The following is a 20,082-nucleotide window of genomic DNA, read 5'->3' on the forward strand; positions in this document are numbered from 1 at the left end:
AACCTACCTCGTGCCTGAAATCCATGCTTATTAATATATATGCTTCAAACACGATTTTTCCATGTTTATCATATAAAATCATCCATGGATCTGCCTTCGGTAAATTTGCGGCACTTAATGATAACTCGTCTGTAGCGCTCTGCTGCAGCCTTCTCATTAGTGTCAAGGACCTGAGCAATTTCCTTAAATGACAGCTCTGCGTTTAATCTTAGAGACACCAAATACCTCTCATCATCATTAAGATTAGAGAGGATTCTTTCTGCTTCTCTATTAATCGCAAATACGGATACGTCAATAGAGTCCTCCGATGGAGTCTCCGGAATCGTATCCGTAGCTACTTCTCTTTGTGTCGAAGCTTTTCTATTCTGCATTCCTACTGCATGTAAAGCAATGGAGCATAGCCAAGTTCGAACCGAAGCGATCTCTGGATCATATTTATCCCAGCTCTTTAGAGCACTTGTAAAAGTCTCACTGGTAAGATCTTCTGCCGCCTCTTTGTGTAGCACTTTCATGTATATAAAGTTATATACATACCTAAAATTATCCTTGTAAACGTCTTCAAAGCTTGTTAAAGACTCCTGTTCCTTCCCCCTCACGAGAATCTAGCCTCCTAAATCTTCAGGTAATCCCTTTATGTAATCAATAAGTAACTTGCTTTGTATCGTAAATTCATTTACTTTGGTAATATTGGGTTTGATATTTAATTATTTAGTACCAGTAGGGTTGTAATAATCATTTATTACCTGGTACCATCGGTTGGTTATTAGAAAGCGGATCAGAATTATTAAGTTCTCTCTCCCTTTTTCCCCTAATATTCTGAGCTGCATTTTCTTTTCTCTTCTGTGCGCCTTCTTCTACTTTTTCTTTGAGCTTTTCCTTCCTTTCCTCTTCTTCCAGTTCCCTAATGAGCTGCTCATCCTTCTCAAGTTCTTGATTCCTGATCTGGTTATCGCCCTTAGTTTGATCCTTAGATACTTCTATATTATCTTCTTTTATTTCATCCTTTGCAAGGTCATCTTTTTTATTACCTTGAAGGTTGTTAACTTCTTCATTCAGCTCCTGATTCTGAGTCCCGAGATTCTGACGTCTGCCTGAAAATCCCTGACCCGGCTGACTCTGATTGAGCTGTTGCTGCGGATTAGTCTGCTCCGGATTGTTCTGATTAAGCTGGTTCTGTTTTTGCTGGCTTTGCTGATACAGCTTATAGAGATCCGGATTATTTTTCTTCATATTCTCCATCACTCTACTGAGATATATCGGCTGATTACTCCTATCCTGAACAGAGTACACATCAATATTTTTAAGTCGTTGGTTAGTCAGCTTTCTGTATTCTTCTGCGGCGTCTTTAATTGCCTCGATATTCTTCTCGTAGAACTCGTCTCTTCTTTTTTGCTTCTGCTCTTCTGTAAGCTTGTTCCAGTCAGCCTCGTACTTTTCCAGATCCTTCTTACTCCATTGACGAGCCCATTTTCTGGGGATATCCATGTTCTTGTAGGCCATATTGTCGGCTACCTTCTTAGGCACCTGCTGTCCATCGACATCCACGAGACTTTTGCCTTGCTCTTTCTTCTCGTTTTTGACAACACCGACAACTACCATTTCAACTAACTTTGCAAAATACCCCGCTATTCCGGCAAAAAAATCTACCATATATTCCATTGGGGACTTATCACGACCAGCCATAACTCCAACTCCCATACATTATATCATAGTATTTCGTACACATTATAATAAAAAAACAATTAATTTTTTCACATCCTCGGTCCGTTCTTCTTGGGAGGATTGATCTGCTTTACATCTTCGCGAACTCTCTGATGTCCTTTATCAGCTTTGGTTCTTTCATGATCCTTACTTCCCAATCCGTTCTTTTCCTTCAGCTCATCAAAGGTTATCTTATTGACCTTTGGAAAAAGCTGAGTCTTTAACGTTGCCATGAGGGTGGTTTCTTTTGAAAAATCCGCTCTGGATAAAACCTGTTCTACATATTCCATATGGGTTTCCTCCTGCAAAAGCGTCTAAATTAAATGCCCGGATCGTCATCCTCATTTTTCACAATCTCCTGTGTTGTGAGGTTACTCTTAGATCCAAGTATCTCATGTATTTCGCCGCTCACATTCTCGCCAAGAACATCATCCATAGAAGGCCTGTTATCTCCTGCCAAATTAGAGGAGCCACTTCCAAGATTGTTGTTAAATATCTGTTCATTGACATCATTATTTATTCCAACATCATTCTGTATGAATTCATCATTCAGGTTATTTTCGATAATGTCCTGCATGGATTCATTTTGTATATTGTTCTCAATGATATCCTGCATGGTTTCGATGTTTCCTGCTCCAACGATGTCCTTCATGCTGAGATCTTTTTCGCCTGTGGCAACATCCACCTGGTTATTTATGATAATGTCCTCTACGATTTCGTTATTCTGGGTGTTCTGAGCAACATCCTGCGTGAATTCATCACTTTGAACATTCTCTACGATATCCTTCATGGATTCAATATTGCCTGATCCTACGATATCATGCATGGATTCGATATTGCCCGATCCTACGATATCATGCATGGATTCGATATTACCCTGTCCAACAATATCCTTCATGGATTCGATATTGTCTGATCCTACGATATCCTTTATGCTGAGATCTTTTTCTTCATTGGCAGCTTTTGAAACCTTGCCATCTCCGTTAAGATCCATATCTGTGCTACTTTCCGCGGCAAGCAGAGTTTGCATCTCAATTTCCTGCCCAAGCAGCTCATCCATCTTTTTATTCTTTTCCCGCTCTTTTTCCTCTTCTTGTCCAATGTAGACGTACTGCTGCATGATTTCCTGATTACCCCTGAAATTATCTCCGGCATTCAGATAGCTGGTTTCAGGAGGTCTGATTCCAAGACCATTAAGCTTAAGGCCGTCATTTTTCTTGGAGCCATCAAAGGCTTGAGGCGATTTGGGTTCTTTAACCTCACCACCCTTATTATCAGGTGATGTTTTTGTTTTATTATCTGTGCCTCCGGAAATGACACCATCGGCACTCTTTTTACCGGTAAATGTATTACCTGTTCCAGCGGGAGTTACTTGTGACTTGCCATAAGCATCTCCTGCGCCGGGTTTGGGATTTCGTCCACTTCTTATACTGCTGTAGGCATCGATAATACTACCGGCTGCTCTACTGCGTAAATCTTTGAACATAAATCCTGCCAGTTTCCTGTAAGGGTAGGAAACCATGTTCATTGCACCACGTGTAAGAGTCTGACCTGCGGATATGCCTTCAAATTCTCTGTCGGCAGCTTCATCACTGAGTATTTGTGTAATCGTAGGTCCTGCCTTAGTAATCGTATATGCACCTACCAGGGTGAATATAAGATTTACCAGATATACAACTCCGGGTGTTGTTCCTTCACCAAAGAAAGCAATCTTATTACTGAAAATCAGGGATATTACTCCCAGATAGACATTTACACCAACTACCATTGCGTAACAGGATCCAAGTCGTCCGATAAAGGTCTCTGTCCACTTCTGAAACTTTGCTCCTTCATCCAGCGGTATTGTCGCTGCTATAAAGGGTTCTACAAGCAGCAGCATGATTATATCAAAAGCTCTTGAAACCATACTTACTGCCAGGGTTCCGAATATGTAGATAAAAAGCAGCGCTCCTCCGATGGTTATCATATAATCAATTCTTCTGATATCGAAGGTCTCAAGTACTTTATAAAGTACATCGCGCTTTTTGGAACCTTCCGTAAGACCAAAACCGATTTTCATGGTATCTCCCTGATAATAGGTTTTCCTGTACTTATCAGTAAGTCCAAAATCGCTGGTTGAGTCTATCAGACTCTGGCTTGCTCCCGAAAGAGCAGCTACTCTGGTAGTGGAATTGTAATAATCCGCATCCGGGTGATCATCATCATCTCTCACAGCATCAAGTGTACCGATGGTAAAAACTATATCCGATACATTTGACTGACTGGGATTAGTTGCAAGGTCTATAGACTTAAGAACTGCATCTCCCAACATTATCATGAACAGAGCCATAGCCGGGACAAGAATGAGTTTTAACAGGGCCGAAGCCGTAAGTCTTAAAACCTTATTTACAGGTCGCTGTTTTTTGGGGTCGATCTCCAGATTACCTGCCGCTTTAACAGTGGCTATGATCGCTACCAGGAAACAAAGAACGAAGCTTGCCGCTATCATTCCAAGAAGTGCACTTTGGATGAGGTTATTCTTGAAAAGGGTCAGTAAAAAGGATCCTGATTCCCTGAAACTTCCTCCGGCATCCCTGGTATATACGGGATCTAATCCTCCAAATAGTCTGAAGGTCTCTTCGACTGCATCCAGTACCCACAGCAGAGTTCTCATTGTTTTGTACAAATAATTGTACAAAAAATTCTTAAATACCGTGAATATGAATTCAAAAAGGAGCTTGTTTTGTAACTCCAATAATGGAAGGAGTACATTTTCAAATAATATCTTTAGCATGGTTGAAAGAATATCGGATATATATTCGAAAGCCGGTTTTAAAGCATGTTCGTATGCGAAGTTAACCGCCGATGCCAACCATCCAAGTTGTACATAGCTCCTTGTGTACATACAGTCGTCTACCCCTCAGATCAGAAGAATCTTGCCATCATTGTCTGTGCGAATGAAACGCCTGTTGTAAGTGTAGTCTTGTTTGCCTGCATCCATGTGTAAAGAGGTCCAATTGTAAGTCTGAGAACTACAACGAGGATGAAGATAAGAAGATAACCGGTAATAGCATTCTTAAGGGCCATCTTTGCCTTCTCTCTCTCCTGAGGCTCATCAGCTTTTGCAAGCTTAACACCAAGAAGTACACACCAGATTGCTCCAAGAGCACCAACTATCATGATAAGGGGTGCAAGGATCTTGTTGAGCATTTCTACGATAGGTGTAGCTACGCCACTGAAATCTACATTCACTGTTGTGGATGCGTCTGCTGCCATAATTGTCATCTTTGCTAATATTGTCTGTAACATAATACTACCTCCTTAGGGCTAAATAAGTAATTGTGTTTGCCTTTTGTATATATATTTGCATGGGAATAAAAAACACCACGCATATAACAGAAATTTTTTTAAAAATTTTTATCTGTCAAAATTCTGTTTGACTTTCATACTGTACTTGGAGTTGAATACCACAAAAAGCGCCATGATAAGAGCTGCCAAAAGTGCGATAAATACTGCTTTCCAAGGTATCTTTCCACTTCTAAGTACTGTAAAGTTATAGCTTCTGACATTCCCTGAAAGATCCGTGGCAGTTATAAAATAATTACCTGCAGCTGCCAGCTCATGAGTAGGAGATACGGCTTCCTGACCGTTAAAATAAATATGAACCTCGGTATGCGGATCAGGGACGCTGTAGGTCACAGTTCCGGAAAATCTGCCATTTTGAATATCGCCATCAAATTCTATTACAGGCGGCGTGGTATCCCTGGAAACCTTAAAGCTGTATTCAGGGAGTATCTTTCTAAGATCGGATTTTGGCTCGTAAACAAGCTCGAAAACTCCATCTTCCCTGAACTCAAAATATTTTGTCTCTGCTATTGCCTGCTTTGTGCCGTCATGAAAGGCTTCTTTTAGTATGTAACCTTCCGGTGTCCATATAAAGGATCCTGTAACAGGAACAGTGGGATTTAGAATTCTGAAATTTCCTGATATAACACCATCAGCAGATGACTGTCCGTGCGCTATAAAAGAATATGCTCCCGGCTCCCTGAAAAGATATCCTCCGGAAGCATCATGAGAATATGTCACATCAGTTCCGTCTTTTACTACGGAGCTGATCACCATCCCATCATCGGGAACAAGAACAACCGAGTACTCAGTCCAGCCTCCTATCGGAACGGATATGGATATGCCGTCACTTCCTGCGATTACATATCTGTATAACTTCTTATTGGTATCGTAGGACGTTCTGTAATTGGCAATCTTTTGCACCTGCTCCCCGAGGCTCTCTGCTAACTTGGCAGCCTCTTCTTCTGTAGGTAGGGATTTCCTTAGCGTCTCTTCAATCTCTTCATCTGACATGGAATTGAAATCAGGAAGTTCCTCATTACCTGCATCATTGCCTTCCTCGTTACCTTCCATGGCATCACCCGGAGCTATGGCATTTTCTTCGTCATAATCCGAATCGGAATTTATGTCCTCATACATCTCATCCAGCATCTGCTGCTTTTCTTCTTCGGTCATCCCTTCAGGGAATTCCTCCTGTTCTGCAGCATGGACACTTCCACCAAGAATCAGAGACCCAAGTACTACCACAGAAATCACGCTATAAACTTTTTTCTTTAATTCTCCATCACGTCTATGCATTACAAAGCCTTCTGATCTCGCTGTCTCTGTCGCGCCAGCTCACGCTGCCTCTCTCTTGCCTGCTCTTTTCTTGCCCTGGTTCTGGCCTTTTCTTTTTCTACAAGCTGCTCGTAGCTTATAATCCTGACTCCGGCAGCCATGGTCTTTTTCTTTTCTCCGGTCCTGCCGCGTTTGGGCTCAGGTTTATAGCCTTCTCTTTTTCTTCTGTCCCGCTCTGCTTCCAGAACAGCCAGTCTCTTCTGCCAGATAGCTTTATTTTTTGCACTGTCAAAATAAGCCATAATTTGCTCCTTAATTACTTGAACCTTCTTCACTTTCTCCGGTGATACTTTCAGCTGCATAGCTGCTTATAACAGCATTCATAACAGTAGCATGCACGCCCTGTCCTGCAGGAAATACTGCTACGTAATGCTCCATTGGACTGTCTGAGATTTCCTGTGTCTGAAGCGCTGTAGGGAAGCTCTTTACAAGACCTATCGCATCTCTTTCACCGACTATTCCCATGTTGACAATTCTATCTCTGATATCTTCTCCAAGAGCAACTGCATTGTCGTAATCCTTGGGTGTGATGTAATCATATCCGGGTATGCTCATGGACGCTGCCTTAACATTATTCAGAACTCCCACGGAATAGCCTGTCATAAAGGCCAGTGAATCTGTGTAGTCATGAATTGATGTCACAAGGAACAGACCGCTTCTGCCATAATCTGAAGATGTGATATAGCCGTTAAGACCCATATCTGTGGTTATTCTTCCAAATGCCACATCTGCAGCCTTGGTATCAAGGAATGATAATGCTTCGTCTGCTGTCTCTGCCTCGATTATCTTAAGGCTGAGTCCCTCAGTCTCTGCAAGCGCAGCTGCCAGCGAAGGCTCTATTCCTGCGAGTTCGCCGCTCTCTCCCGGGTATGCAAACCTGTCATCACCCTTTACAACAGCCGCAGTGAGGACTCCCGGAGATACCGTGCTTCCTGCCTTTTTCCCGCCTGAAAACAGTCCTGCGATAATGACCACCAATATAATGATCACGAATACGGCCACCGGTATGATAATCATTCTTTTCCCCGAAAACAGGTTATTTAGTGTAATTCCCGGAACCCTGTCTTCCTTTTTTTCATTGTTAGCCACTGTTATTCCCTCCCAGTTAAAATAATAGGTTCATTGCTGCCATCTGCAGCATAATCGGATTTACATAGTAAAGAGATCTTCTATGCCTTCTCCTGCAACGATATTTACATTCGTTCTCTCGGAAGGTGAGGTAATTACAAATGCTCTACCTCTTCCGTTGTTTATAATGTCATCCTGCTCGCTCTCGTTGATGGCTCCTGCATTTTCATAGAGCTTAACGAGATCGGTCATATCATTAGGTGCCAGCGGGAAGATAAAGCTGTACTGGCTGGCATTTATGATAGCCGTTGACTTTCTTGCGAGTTCCTCTGTTCCCACAAAGTCCTTGATATTCTGTGTGATTACGATCTGCATACCGTTGTACTTACGGATACGCTTAGCCAGCTGGAACATGAAATCCAAAGCTATAGGATACTTATCATCAATGAATACGTGTGCCTCATCGATTACTACCACGATTTTGCGGTTCGCACCGTAGGCCATGTTGTACTCTCTGTTTTTGATGATCTCATTATCGAGCCATTTTAGTACCAGAAGCATCTGGGCATTGGCAACTGTTCCGTTCTTATTGGCAAGCAGTGCCTGGAAGTCGAATACCACGAAGTTCTCATCTGTATTGATGGAAGCAGGTCCGTTCCAGAGCTGTGAATCACGGCCGCCTGTAGCAAACTTACTAATATAGTTAGTGAGTACTCGCAGGTTATTCTTGGAGTAGTCACCCTTAGTCATCTGATAGTCATTGAGGATCTTGTCATACAGATCATCAAATGTAGGATAGTCTTCCGGCTTTAACTTCGATAGGTCGGTATACTCATCGATACCCTTTTCCTCATACATCTGGGTTGTGACGTTGTTCAGCTGCTCAAGTGCGTCGTTGCTGATTCCGGGAAGTATCTGTCTGTAGAACTCCTCAAGGAACTGCAAGTGTGTTGCATAGCTGACTGCACTCTCGTTACCAAAGCTATCTTCGCCCTCCTCATCATCCGACAAAGATGTGATTATGTGGAAAGGATTAAGTCGTCCCTGGGATGCGATACCAACATCGATAACCTTACCGTTAAGCCCCTTTGCCATCTTGGTATACTCATTCTCGGGATCGAGAATGAATATTTTGGAGTTCTCTGCGGCAAGCTGTGCCAGAATTGACTTGGTGGCATAGGACTTACCGGATCCGGATTTACCGATTATTACGGTGTTGGAGTTAACTCTCTCTGAGTCTCTCTTAAAGAAATCAATAAATACGGGAACGCCTGCCGAATCACCTATATACAGACCGTTCTCATCATTGAGGCTCTTAAATACAAAGGGAAAAGCTGCTGCAATTGAGCTTGAATGAATTCCTCTCTCATATTTTGCAAAAGCATCATATCCGCCAAAGGAAGCAGATACATATCCCTCAAACTGCTGCATGAACATATCTGTTACTTTGAAGCTCTCTTCTGCAAGCTGTCTTCTGACCTCACGCTTATAGGCATTGATATCTGTTCCTGCCATCTTTACACCACTCTTTGTGGCTTCCGAGAGCTTGTAGTCATTTATCTGAATGAATGTATTCACATTGAACAGCATTTCATTCTCGCCCTGAAGGAGCCTTAATACATTGGCAAGAGCCTGTATCTGAGTGTTCAGGTCGATGATTTTGGAAGCTCTGCCGGTCTCATTGTGCTGGCTTCGAAGTTCCTCAAGGGATCTGTCAATCTGCCTTATGGCTTTGCCTCTCTCAATGGGTGTCATTCTCATGACAATCTTGGTTCCTACCTGATTGTACATGGAAGCTGCCCACGCATTACCTACAACCACGGGATAATCGCGAAGTCTGAACTGATGAGTGATAAGATCGTCATACCAAACCTGACGGGTTGTGAATTTGATCTTGTCAGGCAGTATCCAGTCCATGTACTGCGAAGGCTCCAGAGAATATGCTTCTCTCTCATCAAAGGTCATTCCGTAATTGTATTTCAGGAAAATAACAAGCTCTTTTTCATCAAGCATTTTAGCTTCGATGTTATTCTGCCTGAACTGCTCTGCACAGTTCTTAGCCTGACTTGTTATAAGAGCTTTGTCTTTGTGTATAAAAACAACATAGTGGAAGGGCTGATAGATTCGGTTTTTGTAGTTCATGGTCTTAAGCTGTTCTATTCTGTCATGAACTATTCCTACTCTTACTGTCAGCTCTTCATTGGACAGGAGTCCGTTCATATATGCTTCTTCAAGTTCAGAGAGCTTCTCCTCCTCATTTTTGATGCAATCGTCGTATACTAAGGGTCTGTCAAGTTTTACCAGAAGTATCTGTTCCTCATCAACAGCCGTTCTGAGTACTCCACCAAAGACCTTATCTATCATGGCGTTCTGCCTGGTCTCTGTATAGAAACGGAATTCTACGGAAGGGATGCTCACAACCGTGGCATAGTACTCAGAACCGTACTCTATGTAGTTGCCGCTTACCCCCGTAAAAGCTGTAATATCCTCCACTGAAAGCTTTCCATCTGTTGCATCTACACCTGCACCTCTCTTTTTAAAGTGCTTTGGTCTTCCTATATATCTGAGGAAATAGATGATCATCAGATAGCCCTTATCATCATCGATTGGTATGATCAGGGCTCCTGTAATGGCAGCAACCAAAAAAGCAAATGCAAAATGCCATTTGACATTTGCCATAAGGAGCATAACCGTCAGCGCAGCGCCTATGGCGCCAACGGCTACATCCACTACCTCCAGTCCGGGAAATAGTTCAAGTCTTACGTTCGTTTTCTTTGGAATAACTCTCATCAGTGTCTTCCTTCATCCTTATAATATGTCATCATCATCGTCATCATCATTGATACTGCCGGAACCACTAAGGAAATTCAGCTCATCGTCACCATCCAGTAGATTTTTCATATCATTACTATTCTTAACTGACAGATCCTGCATCTCGATTTCCTGCTTGCCTGACGATTTCTGTGCATTAATATCATATCTTCCTCTAAAGGCATTCGAACCGGTATCATTTCCGTCCGAGAGGTCCTGCATTTCCACCATTTCCTGCATTTCCTGCATCTTTGTTCCTTCACCGGCTGAGAAATCCTGCATCTCGATTTCTACGCCCTTGCCTGCAGGCTTGGCATTGATATCCATAACCTCTTGTCTGTTCCTTGTTCCCTTGAAATCAAAGGAACCATAGGAGGTCTCCGGATTGATTCCATTACTTGGAACTCCCGGATTATCATTTTTGCCATCGCCTCCGCCGGTTGACGGCGCTTCAGGCTTAAGGCTTCTGAATCTCACATCGCCTCTTGCAATCTTGCCTATCTCTTCTACCGCAACCTCGGCTACTTTACCACCGGCAGCGCCCAGACCATACTGTATCGGCTTTGAAGCCAGATCCATCAGCTTGCCTGTAAATGCCATACCGGCTCCTGCAGCTCCACCTTCCTGCATTGCTGCAGCACTGCTAAGAACTGATGTGACAAGAGGTCCTGCCGTCATTACTGTAGCTGCGCCGCCCACCAGAAGGATCAGCTTCATAAGCATATCCATCATGATATCTCCTATACCATTTCTTGGTGTAAAAGATATATCTCCTGCAAATACCATTGATGAAATCAGCAAATATAAATACATCGCTACTACCATTCCATAGCCTGAGAAGAGCTTACCTATAAACAGATCTTCCCATTTTTTGAAATGCTCACCATCATCCAGAGGCATCGTGGCTATAAAGAATGGTTCTATCAAAAGGAGGACCAATACATCGAACAACCTGCTTACAAAAACAAACAGTGCCGTTCCCAAAATAAACATGAAGAGAATTGCTCCACCTATACCTATCATGAAATCCAATCTCGTCATATCAAAGACATCATCCACATCAGCCGCTTTACTATAGTCCCTGGTGCCGTTATAGAAAGGGCGCCTGAACTTATCCATAAGTCCATAGTCAGATGCCGCTCCCGGATGACTTGCCAGGTATTCAGGTCTTGTGGAATAGTTGTATCCCTCCACCGCAGAACCAGTGTACTTCTTACCATCCTGATCCTCTGAGCCAAAGGTATCATCTACCGCATCCAACGAAGATATTACAAACAAGGTTCTGGCTATGGTAACATGCTGATCTACAGTCATGGCATTTGTAATACTCATCATCACAGAATCTGCCAATACTATAAGGAAAAGTCCAAGTACCGGTGCCATTATCATACGAAGGAGTGCCTGTCCTGTCTGCCTGAGAACATGTCCCACGGATTTTGATCCGGGCGCTCCCATATCTGCAACAGATTTAAGAGTACCGATTATTGCAAATACAAAAACAAGGACAAAGGCCACTGCTATTATCAGAAGCATAGTTTGTACTATGAAGGGCTTTCTTGCTATAACAGACAGAAGCGATCCTCTTATACCCTCCTGGGTATCTTCCACGGGAGCCGTTCCCGCAAGAACATTAAAAATATTCTGCATCATATCAACTATGGACAGAAGACCACATTCTATTCTGTAGAAAATCCTTCCAAATATTCTCCAGAAAAGACGTGCCGCAAGGTGAACACACGTCTCTAAAAATGACTGAAGAAGATCACCAAGTACGCTATTGAACAGCCATTTCAAACTATCCGATAAAAGACCGGATATCCACGAGAATATAGGATTTAAAACTTTATCAAACACATAGTTGATGGCACTTTGTATCCATCCTAACTGCACAGGTGTATTCATGTCGCACCACCTCCGCCAATATTATCTCCGCCGCCGCTGCCACCGCTGCCGCTGCCGCCGCCGTCTTTGCCATCACCGCCATTAAGGGTCTGATTAAGAACCTTAAGACCTTTGTCAGCATAGCCTTTTACCTGCTTAGCTGCGCCCATAATTGCCGAATCTACAGCACCGCTTGAGCCATGCAGAAATCTTGAAACCTCAGGATTGATGATATCAAGCATGAGATTCTGACTCTTATAAACCGCATAGGCGCCTGCTGCGATGAAGAATAATCTGAACAAAGCAGTCGTTGTTCCGACATACTGTATGTCAGTATCAAGCATGAATGAATCTATTTTTGAGCTCCATTTAGCGTAATTTCCCACCTCAAAGCCAAGAACTAACGAACTTGATGTTACTACGTAAGGAAGCAGTACAAGGTACAGCTTCATGGAAAGAACAGGTCCAAATACACTGATAGTAAAACCTGTGAACATCTCCTTCCACTTCTTGAACTTGGCACCGTCATCAAGTGGTATCAGCGCCACAAAATACGGACTTACTACAAACAGAATAAGAATCATAAATATTCTGGTCATAGCCTCCACGATCAATTTCATGAAAATAATGATAACCAATAGCACTTCGAAAAATGCATACAGCCAGTCTATTCTCGACGTATCGATATCCTGCCTTGCCACGATAGAATTCTGGAAATGCTGACCGCTTAGGTAGTACTGCGCATTATCCTTATTTCTGAGGGCATCCTTTATACTCAGATAAAAGATAAGATCGCAGGCTCGGGTATCCGCATTGGGCGTTGCTGCCTTGGCCGCAGCAATAGCTTTTTCTATCTGGGACTGCTTTGATCCTCGCTGAGGTTTGGCAGAATTATTGGAAAGCGCTTCAGATACGAGGCTTGATGCCATTCTTCCCTCAGATCCATTGATGCTGTTTGGCATATATACCGCGACGGACGAGATAACAAGTCCGCTGAGTCTGACAACAAGGATACATACTATAGGAATAAACAGGAATGTGAGGCAGGCTCTGAAAGTCTGTCTAAGGACATGACTCACGGGCCTTTTCAGCTCGCCTATACCCTCTCCCATGGACTTTACTACTGAGAAAAGAGTAACGATGAAGCAAAGTACAAAAGCTCCTGCTGTCATTCCAAGGGTTGCTGATACAACCAGGTCACTGGACATCAGAACATCTAAAAGTGAATAATTCTTAGTTACATCAACAAATCCTGATGTAGCTTCCATATGACCGTTAACCATCTTATAGACACCGGTATTGCAGGAAAAGACGTCAAATATTCTCTCGAATATCAGAAGAACTTTTAGCAAAAGAGTATAAATTTTCCAGAACAGATCATATAAGGCTGCCCTGATCAGTCCCGTTGTCAAATCCCAAAGGAAATCAAATGCGATCATAAGGACAGGCATCAATATCTCATTAAAGATATCTGCCAGCAAGTCTTCTAATACTGATAGGAAACTAAGTCTAACCGGTGTCATAAAACTAACGTACCCTCACTTTTGTCTTAACTCGACGTAAAAATATAACTACTGCTCCGATAATGGCTATGATCATTACGATAGCCAGTATTGCGTAAACATTGATTCTGTACTGAACCGAGAAGTTCACATCTGTTGTGTTGCCTGCTCTGTCAGTAACTGTAAGCTGATATCTGCCCGCCTGAGTAACCCTTGTGGGAAGCTGGTCTTCTGAGATGATCTCCTCACCTCTCTTAAGAACAGCAGCTGCGATATCATCTGACATATAAGTAATGGCTGCCAGATTGGGCTGTGTATCAACCTTCAAAATCGGAGGAGTGCAGTCGCGATAAATCTCTGTCGTAACGCTTCCTGCTTCTCCGATAAAGTCAACTTCATAGATTCCGTCTTCAGGGAGACTTACGACTCCGTCCGAAATCTTTGCGTTTTCTGTGATTTCTTCACCATTAAATCTGACTGCATCTATTGTTTGTCCAAAAGGAACTGAAACAACTGCCATCTTATTGGTAGCGCCTGTCAGAATATGGAATCTTATGGACGGACGCTCTGTTCTGTAGAAGCCTTCATAGTCAAGGTTATCTATCACAGGAACCATCATGTAATCTCCGGCATCCGTTATGTGCTCGCCGGCCGTATAATCTATGAGTTCGCCGTCTTTATAAAGTTCATATCTGATGTTTTCAGCTGTGTTAAACAGCGCTGAACCGTTGGTGATCATTCCGTTAGGGATACTTGAGTAGAAAACATCGCCCGTCATCAAAGTATTTTTATAGTATCCTGTTGACGGATCATATTCTGTGTAGATTCCGCCGGAATTAGGTTCAATTCCTTCAGCTGCAGGCTCTGCCACTGGTTCTTCCGCGGGTTCCTCTACAGGTTCCTCCGCAGGTTCGGTAGCCTCTTCGGTTGCAGGCTCTTCTGTAACCTCTTCCCCAGTCTGCTCTGCAGGCTCTCCTTCTGTCTGGGGCTGCTCTCCTTCGTTAACAACATCTGCGAAGGATTCAAGCTCTGAGGTTTCCGGAACTTCAAGACTTGAACCATCAAGAGCTGTCAGCTGTATTCTGAAGGTGAACATTGCTCTGTCAAGGGTCTGAGCCCATGCAGGAAGCTGCTCTATGCTGTCACTTGCAACGTAAAAGTATGCCACGTAGGTTCCTTCGCTGCTAAGCTTGGACTTATTCTTGTAACCAATCTCTTTTCCATCCTTGGTAAGTCTTAAAACAACACCGGATGGTATGTCGAAAATTACAGGTTTATTTGTGATGGTGCCTGCAGGTATATTGGTATAGATCGCATACACATCATCAAGCCTTTCTTCATATACCTTGTAATTCTCATGATATGTCTCACTAAGTGAAACGGTGTTGACTCTTGGACCTATGGGATCGGACTCGAGAGGTCCGATATCCTTAACAAATGTCTTTTGTGTATTGCTTGCAGATCCCTGAAGTGCTGTTGTAGCAGGTCTTACCAATGCACCTGTTGCGGTATTGCCATCAATCTCCATGGTGAAATTGGTATCATAGATGGTGATGGTCACATATTCATAATTGGTATCAAAACCAACTGATCCCGAAGTAGGCATTGCCTGCGCATAGGTGTTGTCATCAGTGGTAAGCTGGATCTGACCGTTGGATATCTGCACCGAATAGGAATCTCCGTCCACTTCCATGCTGGCAGAGCCCGTAGGATATCCGCTGCTTCCACCTGCTTGCGGCGTCACCGGAACAGTTGCCTCGTGACCTATTGGATAATATGTAATTACCGGTCTTCCATTGATGGCAGCGCCGCCACTGGAGGATCCGGTTGATCCTGCTGATTCCGATCCTGATGTAATATCCGGAACATATTCCTGAAGGTTATATTCCGATGCAAGGTTATTCACGGTATTGGCAACATTTGATGCTCCATCCCCATAAATTGAATAGAAGGTGCTGTATAGTCCTTCTTCGGTAGTAGCCGATGCTGTTATCCCCGGTATCAGCATAGCTGCCATTGCTGTGCATGCTACTAATGCAGTTTTCTTAAAAACTTTCATTTTTTCACACTTCCGTTTCTTCATACATTCCCCGATTCTTCTGAATCATCTTTCAAGTCTTCGTCTTCTGATTCTTCATCTTCCTCAGAATCTTCTTCATCACTGAGGTCTTCATCTTCCTCAGGCTCTTCTTCATCATCTGAGTACTCATCATCCTCGGAATCCTCATCATCCTCCGAATACTCATCCTCATCAGAGTCTTCATATTCCTCAGAATCCTCGTCATCTTCAGAGTATTCCTCGTCATCAAAGTCTCTCTCGTCTCTTCCTTCTCCGTCATCATCATAGTCATCATCATCTGACTCTTCTGAATTTTCTTCATCCGGCATATCGAGAACGATGTAATTTCTCTCATCCAGATCATAGTAAATATCATCTCCAAAGAAGAAATTGTTTCTGACCTCTGTCAGATCCATCTGACCAAATTCGTACAGCGGACATTTGTAGCTGGGTGTGAACTTTGTCATCAACGGGAAATTATTGAAAGTAACAACAATTGAATTACCCGTGGACTTTGCGTTGTTAAGTCTTGTAAGCTCAGAAGGATAAATAAGAGGTCTTACCTGTGTCTGTGAGCTTACGTTTATATTGTTGGTTTTATCCATGATTCCCGATGAAGTACTTGTTGTACGGACTGTCATGTTACCGCACATCTTGGAGAATTCTTCACAGGTAGGTATATCATTTGAACCAATGAAAAGCTTGATACCGCAGTTACCTTTAACGATATCCGCTATGGTCTCACCATATACGTTCTTGAGCTGAGCAAAGGACTGAACGATCATCTCAAACCAGATCTTACGTGAACGACCTACGGTGATCATCTTGTCGAACTTCTCAATCCTGGGCATATTACCAAACTCATCGAGAATGAAGAATACGTTTCTTGGAAGTGAAAGCTCTTCAGTAGCTGATGCAACCTTGATGAGCGCTTTGTAAATACAAAGGATAAATACAGCTGCAAGAGCATGTCTTGTATCCTTCTCATCCGGGATCTTAAGGAAAAGAGCCGTAGGCTGATCCGCAAAGGTTGAGGGTTTGATATCCGTAGCACTTGTAAGTGCGCAAAGACCTTCATCGTTAAACATTGAAAGCTTATCCAGCGCGATACTCATATAGGAAGCAAGTGTCTGATCAGCTGCACCAAGTACCTGCTTGGAAAGACCTGCTGCCTTGGAAAGCTTGTCTCTTCCCTGGAAGTAATCCTTAAGAGCTGCATACTCGTTCTCTGAATTACTGATTGCCTTATTTACATTGTAGAAACAGAACTTGTCTTTGGTCATCTCAAGCTTGGGATCTGCACTATCCTCAAGCATCGCAAGACATACCGCCATGATAATGGATCTTGCACCTTTCTCCCAGACAGGATCCTTCTCATTTTCTATAGGACAGATAACTGAAACAAGGTCATTCAGATCCTCGTAACATTCATCGTAAATCTTCTGTTTTTCCATACGGATCTTGTTGATCAGATCCATTCCGACAGCCCATGCACAGCCATCCCACTCATACCAGTCTTCTGCCTCTTCAAAAGCTTCATCAGAATGCATACGCTTTAAGTCGGGATACTCTGAAATACTGTCTGTGTGCTCCAAAATCTCGCTTCCAAGATTGCAATATCTCTGGAAGTTATCGTAAATATCTCCCAAAGGATTCCATCTGAATGAGCTGTAGGGATCACGAAGATCCAGTACCATACAGTTGTATCCTCGCTCGTTAAGGAGCTTACTGTGCATCTGGAAAAGCTCACCCTTAGGGTCAGTACAAATCATGGAAGAACCCGCAGCACTATGTCCCAGTACCTGGATTACAGGGTTAACGAAGGTGGTCGTTTTACCTGAACCGGTGGCACCGATGATAATTCCGTGTGCGGGGCTGATGATGTTAATATCCATATCTCTCTTTCTGGGGTTATAAACCGCATAAAGAGGAATACCATCCTTCTTAAGCTCAGAGAGCTTGTGGAAGGTCTTGTGAGGGAAAAGCTCATTTCTTTCCTTCTCGTTCATCCATCTGGAATTCTCCAGTGAACCTTCTATTCGATCAGGGCCTGCATTTTTTCCTTTTAAAAGTCTTGTCTGTGAATTGTAGGTAAGTGAAAGCTTATAAACTACGTACATTCCTCCAAGCAAACCAAACTCCACAATACCATAGAACATCTGCTCCTTACCAAACAGAGACTGGGGCGTTATTACAACCTCAAATGAGCCCATGGCACTCCAGTCGTTCAGACTCGCAAGGATTACTCCTGTCATGGCGCCAAGCACAAAGATAGCGAGGATCGCCACCCCGATATTTATGAGAATTTTTTTTAAGTCAATTTGTGGAAATTCCATCCTTCACCCTCACATTGTAGAAAAGATAAACCGCAATCGCTGCGATAAGTCCAAATACTCCGAGGAGTACTGTCTCAAATATTTCTGTTATTGCCTGTGTGCTCTGTAATTCAGGATGTACAAAATAAATAAACCACTGAATTACTGAAGGCAGGTTAAAACCTGCATGAATAAATATTCCGTAAAGTATGTTGCCTTCTCTCATGGATACAACGCCTATGATAAGTCCCATCACAAAGGCATATATGATCCAGATGCTGCTTCCATGCATTACCGAAAAGACAAGGGTTGTAACTATCAGTGCCGGAAGATCGTTCCATCTTTTAAGAAGACGGTTCAGCATGTAGCCTCTGAAAATGATCTCCTCAACAAGGGGTGTCAGAAATGCGCTTTCGATTATAGTAAGCAGAATGTCGTATCTCTGATAAACCGCCGTTGCCTTGGTATTGTAGGTGGCAAAAACCCAAACCTTGGGAACAAGTGTAAGTGCTGATGATAAGAAAAGTGCACATCCTGCTCCGAAGACAAAAGCCATTAAAAGTTTTTTCCAATCGATATCTTTCCTGTAAAGAGATGCATCCTCAAAAAATACACTTCCTCTTTTCTTGGACTTTTTGTAGAGATATCTCAGCGTAATGATAACCGCTATGGCTATCATCAGATTGGACCTCTCAGCCAGATACACTTCGAAGCCATATCTTGTCATACCTGAAAGCGGATATCCTATAACGATACACAGCATCGCTATCCATATATAGGAAAGCATTGGCCCGATCGCATACAGTAAATCCCTTACAATAAAGTAGACTATCTGCTGAACGGTAAGAGGCTCAGTCACTGTTCTGAAGCTTACCGGATTTTCATCATTGATCTCCGCTCGTCTCTTTTTCTTTTTTGATTTATTGTTTTTTTCTTCTTTCTCTGTATCCGCATCTTCTTTTTCGATTTCTTCCGTCTGATCCCCATCCGGAACTTCATTTCCAAAAAGATATGGCACCCAGTCGAAAATCTTGTACTTCTTTTTACTCAAAACTCACTCCATAGAAATTCTGAAACTCATTCCATAGGAAGGTAACCGGAAAGACCGGTAACATCCAAAAGGTCTCTTACTCCATCGGTCACGTCTCTAAGGACAAATGACACTCCTTCTGCCTTAAGCTTCTTATATGTAGAAGACATGACTCTGAGTCCTGCTGAACTCAGATATCCTGTTTCGGACATATCTATTGCTATTGCATCTGCCCCCTTTTCAAGCTCTTCATCGAGGAACTTAAATAATTCCTCCTGAACTGTTGCTGCGTTTGTGCTATCAACTCTCTCCGGTGCTTTAAATACTGCTTCCATATCTATCCTCCTGGTGTATTAAGATTATGGTTCTCTTACATCCTGTATTCCCACTCCGGCTGCAGAAAGGAAAACCTTTGCAAAGAGCCAAATTGGACTGGCCTTTGCCGGAAAACTGCTAAGATCCACAGGAAATACTGCTATAAGATCCACAAAAAAATTAACTGCTGCAAAGCCTCCGACTACGGCTGTCAGAATAACTATCACCGCGCGGTTTAGCTTCATTGAAATAAGTGCTACAAGCACACTTACTGCAAAACAAATAAGTACTGCATAGGGGCCACTGAAAAAATCCTTAAGATTTTCTCTTGCAAACTGAAATGTCAGCATTGCGACTCCTGCAAGATATATTCTCCATGCCAGAACCGCCAGCAAAAGTCCCGCTGCAACTTCTATCATAAGAAGCATTTCATCATTGGGGATTCTTGCCCACAATAATTCTTTGGCATATCTGAATCCAAAAACAAAAGCTCCGGCATACAAAATCATTTTGTAAAGTTTTATTCCTTCAAGACATACAAACAATGCTATAGCAAGCAGTACACAGTATGTCGGTGCTCCATGAAAATCTAAATTTGCAAAGGTTGATATAAATCCCTGAATAGCTCCATCCATTTCCGGTGTCATAATTCTGCCTCCTTTTATAAGGCTAAAACCTCAACTCACAGGGGATTTTTACCCTGAAAAAAATTCTTCTTGTATATTTATATGCTTTTGC

Annotated in this window: 16 protein-coding genes; all 16 read right to left on the reverse strand. The window is 42.8% G+C overall.

Going from position 1 to position 20,082, the window contains the following annotated elements:
- Positions 1–68: 68 nt before the first annotated feature.
- The 16 genes from G608_RS0104880 to G608_RS0104955 all read right to left on the reverse strand — a co-directional run bounded on the left by G608_RS0104880 (position 69) and on the right by G608_RS0104955 (position 19,991).
- Positions 69–596: an RNA polymerase sigma factor gene (locus G608_RS0104880; protein WP_026495097.1), complete on the reverse strand. Its 528-nt coding sequence runs from the start codon at positions 594–596 to the stop codon at positions 69–71.
- 136 nt (positions 597–732) lie between these two features.
- Positions 733–1,650, reverse strand: a complete 918-nt coding sequence (locus G608_RS0104885; protein WP_207637679.1) for a hypothetical protein — start codon at positions 1,648–1,650, stop codon at positions 733–735.
- Between the two features lie 101 nt (positions 1,651–1,751).
- Positions 1,752–1,991 (reverse strand): hypothetical protein, encoded by a 240-nt coding sequence (locus G608_RS0104890; protein WP_026495099.1) that lies wholly within the window; start codon positions 1,989–1,991, stop codon positions 1,752–1,754.
- A gap of 29 nt (positions 1,992–2,020) precedes the next feature.
- The gene (locus G608_RS0104895; protein WP_026495100.1) at positions 2,021–4,585 is read right to left on the reverse strand and encodes an MMCAP2_0566 family conjugal transfer protein; all 2,565 of its coding nucleotides are present in this window, start codon (positions 4,583–4,585) and stop codon (positions 2,021–2,023) included.
- Between the two features lie 20 nt (positions 4,586–4,605).
- A complete protein-coding gene (locus tag G608_RS19905) occupies positions 4,606–4,989 on the reverse strand; it encodes an Mbov_0395 family pilin-like conjugal transfer protein (protein ID WP_242829337.1) in 384 nt (127 codons plus the stop codon).
- Positions 4,990–5,097: 108 nt separating this feature from the next.
- On the reverse strand, positions 5,098–6,324 hold the full coding sequence (locus G608_RS0104905) for a hypothetical protein (protein ID WP_026495101.1): 1,227 nt from the start codon (positions 6,322–6,324) through the stop codon (positions 5,098–5,100).
- Positions 6,324–6,605 carry a hypothetical protein gene (locus G608_RS0104910; RefSeq protein WP_026495102.1) on the reverse strand — a complete coding sequence of 94 codons (282 nt, stop codon included), beginning with the start codon at positions 6,603–6,605 and terminating at the stop codon, positions 6,324–6,326. The genes G608_RS0104905 and G608_RS0104910 overlap by 1 nt, the downstream gene beginning before the upstream one ends.
- A 10-nt stretch (positions 6,606–6,615) precedes the next feature.
- Positions 6,616–7,452, reverse strand: coding sequence for a transporter substrate-binding domain-containing protein (locus G608_RS0104915; protein WP_026495103.1), 837 nt, complete (start codon positions 7,450–7,452; stop codon positions 6,616–6,618).
- 60 nt (positions 7,453–7,512) lie between these two features.
- Positions 7,513–10,221 carry a VirB4 family type IV secretion system protein gene (locus tag G608_RS0104920; protein WP_026495104.1) on the reverse strand — a complete coding sequence of 903 codons (2,709 nt, stop codon included), beginning with the start codon at positions 10,219–10,221 and terminating at the stop codon, positions 7,513–7,515.
- Between the two features lie 18 nt (positions 10,222–10,239).
- Positions 10,240–12,144 (reverse strand): Mbov_0396 family ICE element transmembrane protein, encoded by a 1,905-nt coding sequence (locus tag G608_RS0104925; protein WP_026495105.1) that lies wholly within the window; start codon positions 12,142–12,144, stop codon positions 10,240–10,242.
- Entirely contained in the window at positions 12,141–13,646 is a 1,506-nt protein-coding gene (locus tag G608_RS0104930; RefSeq protein WP_155833216.1) for an Mbov_0396 family ICE element transmembrane protein, read from the reverse strand. Before G608_RS0104930 ends, G608_RS0104925 begins: the two co-directional genes overlap by 4 nt.
- Positions 13,647–13,650: 4 nt before the next feature.
- Entirely contained in the window at positions 13,651–15,684 is a 2,034-nt protein-coding gene (locus G608_RS0104935; RefSeq protein WP_026495107.1) for a hypothetical protein, read from the reverse strand.
- Between the two features lie 20 nt (positions 15,685–15,704).
- Positions 15,705–18,020 (reverse strand): type IV secretory system conjugative DNA transfer family protein, encoded by a 2,316-nt coding sequence (locus G608_RS19910; protein ID WP_081677302.1) that lies wholly within the window; start codon positions 18,018–18,020, stop codon positions 15,705–15,707.
- Positions 18,001–19,050, reverse strand: coding sequence for a CPBP family intramembrane glutamic endopeptidase (locus tag G608_RS0104945; protein WP_026495108.1), 1,050 nt, complete (start codon positions 19,048–19,050; stop codon positions 18,001–18,003). Before G608_RS0104945 ends, G608_RS19910 begins: the two co-directional genes overlap by 20 nt.
- Positions 19,051–19,076: 26 nt before the next feature.
- Positions 19,077–19,364 carry an STAS domain-containing protein gene (locus tag G608_RS19915; protein ID WP_051208843.1) on the reverse strand — a complete coding sequence of 96 codons (288 nt, stop codon included), beginning with the start codon at positions 19,362–19,364 and terminating at the stop codon, positions 19,077–19,079.
- A gap of 24 nt (positions 19,365–19,388) precedes the next feature.
- Positions 19,389–19,991, reverse strand: a complete 603-nt coding sequence (locus tag G608_RS0104955; protein WP_026495109.1) for a hypothetical protein — start codon at positions 19,989–19,991, stop codon at positions 19,389–19,391.
- Between the last annotated feature and the right edge of the window lie 91 nt (positions 19,992–20,082).

The sequence above is a fragment of the Butyrivibrio sp. WCD3002 genome (genome assembly GCF_000424265.1).
In the GTDB taxonomy this organism is placed as follows: domain Bacteria; phylum Bacillota; class Clostridia; order Lachnospirales; family Lachnospiraceae; genus Butyrivibrio.

What these genes read in the sequence shown, in the direction of transcription:
- G608_RS0104885 (WP_207637679.1), bottom strand. Translation starts at nt 1,650, where the DNA reads ATGGTAGATTTTTTTGCCGGAATAGCGGGGTATTTTGCAAAGTTAGTT.
- G608_RS0104890 (WP_026495099.1), bottom strand. Translation starts at nt 1,991, where the DNA reads ATGGAATATGTAGAACAGGTTTTATCCAGAGCGGATTTTTCAAAAGAA.
- G608_RS0104895 (WP_026495100.1), bottom strand. Translation starts at nt 4,585, where the DNA reads ATGTACACAAGGAGCTATGTACAACTTGGATGGTTGGCATCGGCGGTT.
- G608_RS19905 (WP_242829337.1), bottom strand. Translation starts at nt 4,989, where the DNA reads ATGTTACAGACAATATTAGCAAAGATGACAATTATGGCAGCAGACGCA.
- G608_RS0104905 (WP_026495101.1), bottom strand. Translation starts at nt 6,324, where the DNA reads ATGCATAGACGTGATGGAGAATTAAAGAAAAAAGTTTATAGCGTGATT.
- G608_RS0104910 (WP_026495102.1), bottom strand. Translation starts at nt 6,605, where the DNA reads ATGGCTTATTTTGACAGTGCAAAAAATAAAGCTATCTGGCAGAAGAGA.
- G608_RS0104920 (WP_026495104.1), bottom strand. Translation starts at nt 10,221, where the DNA reads ATGAGAGTTATTCCAAAGAAAACGAACGTAAGACTTGAACTATTTCCC.
- G608_RS0104925 (WP_026495105.1), bottom strand. Translation starts at nt 12,144, where the DNA reads ATGAATACACCTGTGCAGTTAGGATGGATACAAAGTGCCATCAACTAT.
- G608_RS0104930 (WP_155833216.1), bottom strand. Translation starts at nt 13,646, where the DNA reads ATGACACCGGTTAGACTTAGTTTCCTATCAGTATTAGAAGACTTGCTG.
- G608_RS0104935 (WP_026495107.1), bottom strand. Translation starts at nt 15,684, where the DNA reads ATGAAAGTTTTTAAGAAAACTGCATTAGTAGCATGCACAGCAATGGCA.
- G608_RS19910 (WP_081677302.1), bottom strand. Translation starts at nt 18,020, where the DNA reads ATGGAATTTCCACAAATTGACTTAAAAAAAATTCTCATAAATATCGGG.
- G608_RS19915 (WP_051208843.1), bottom strand. Translation starts at nt 19,364, where the DNA reads ATGGAAGCAGTATTTAAAGCACCGGAGAGAGTTGATAGCACAAACGCA.
- G608_RS0104955 (WP_026495109.1), bottom strand. Translation starts at nt 19,991, where the DNA reads ATGACACCGGAAATGGATGGAGCTATTCAGGGATTTATATCAACCTTT.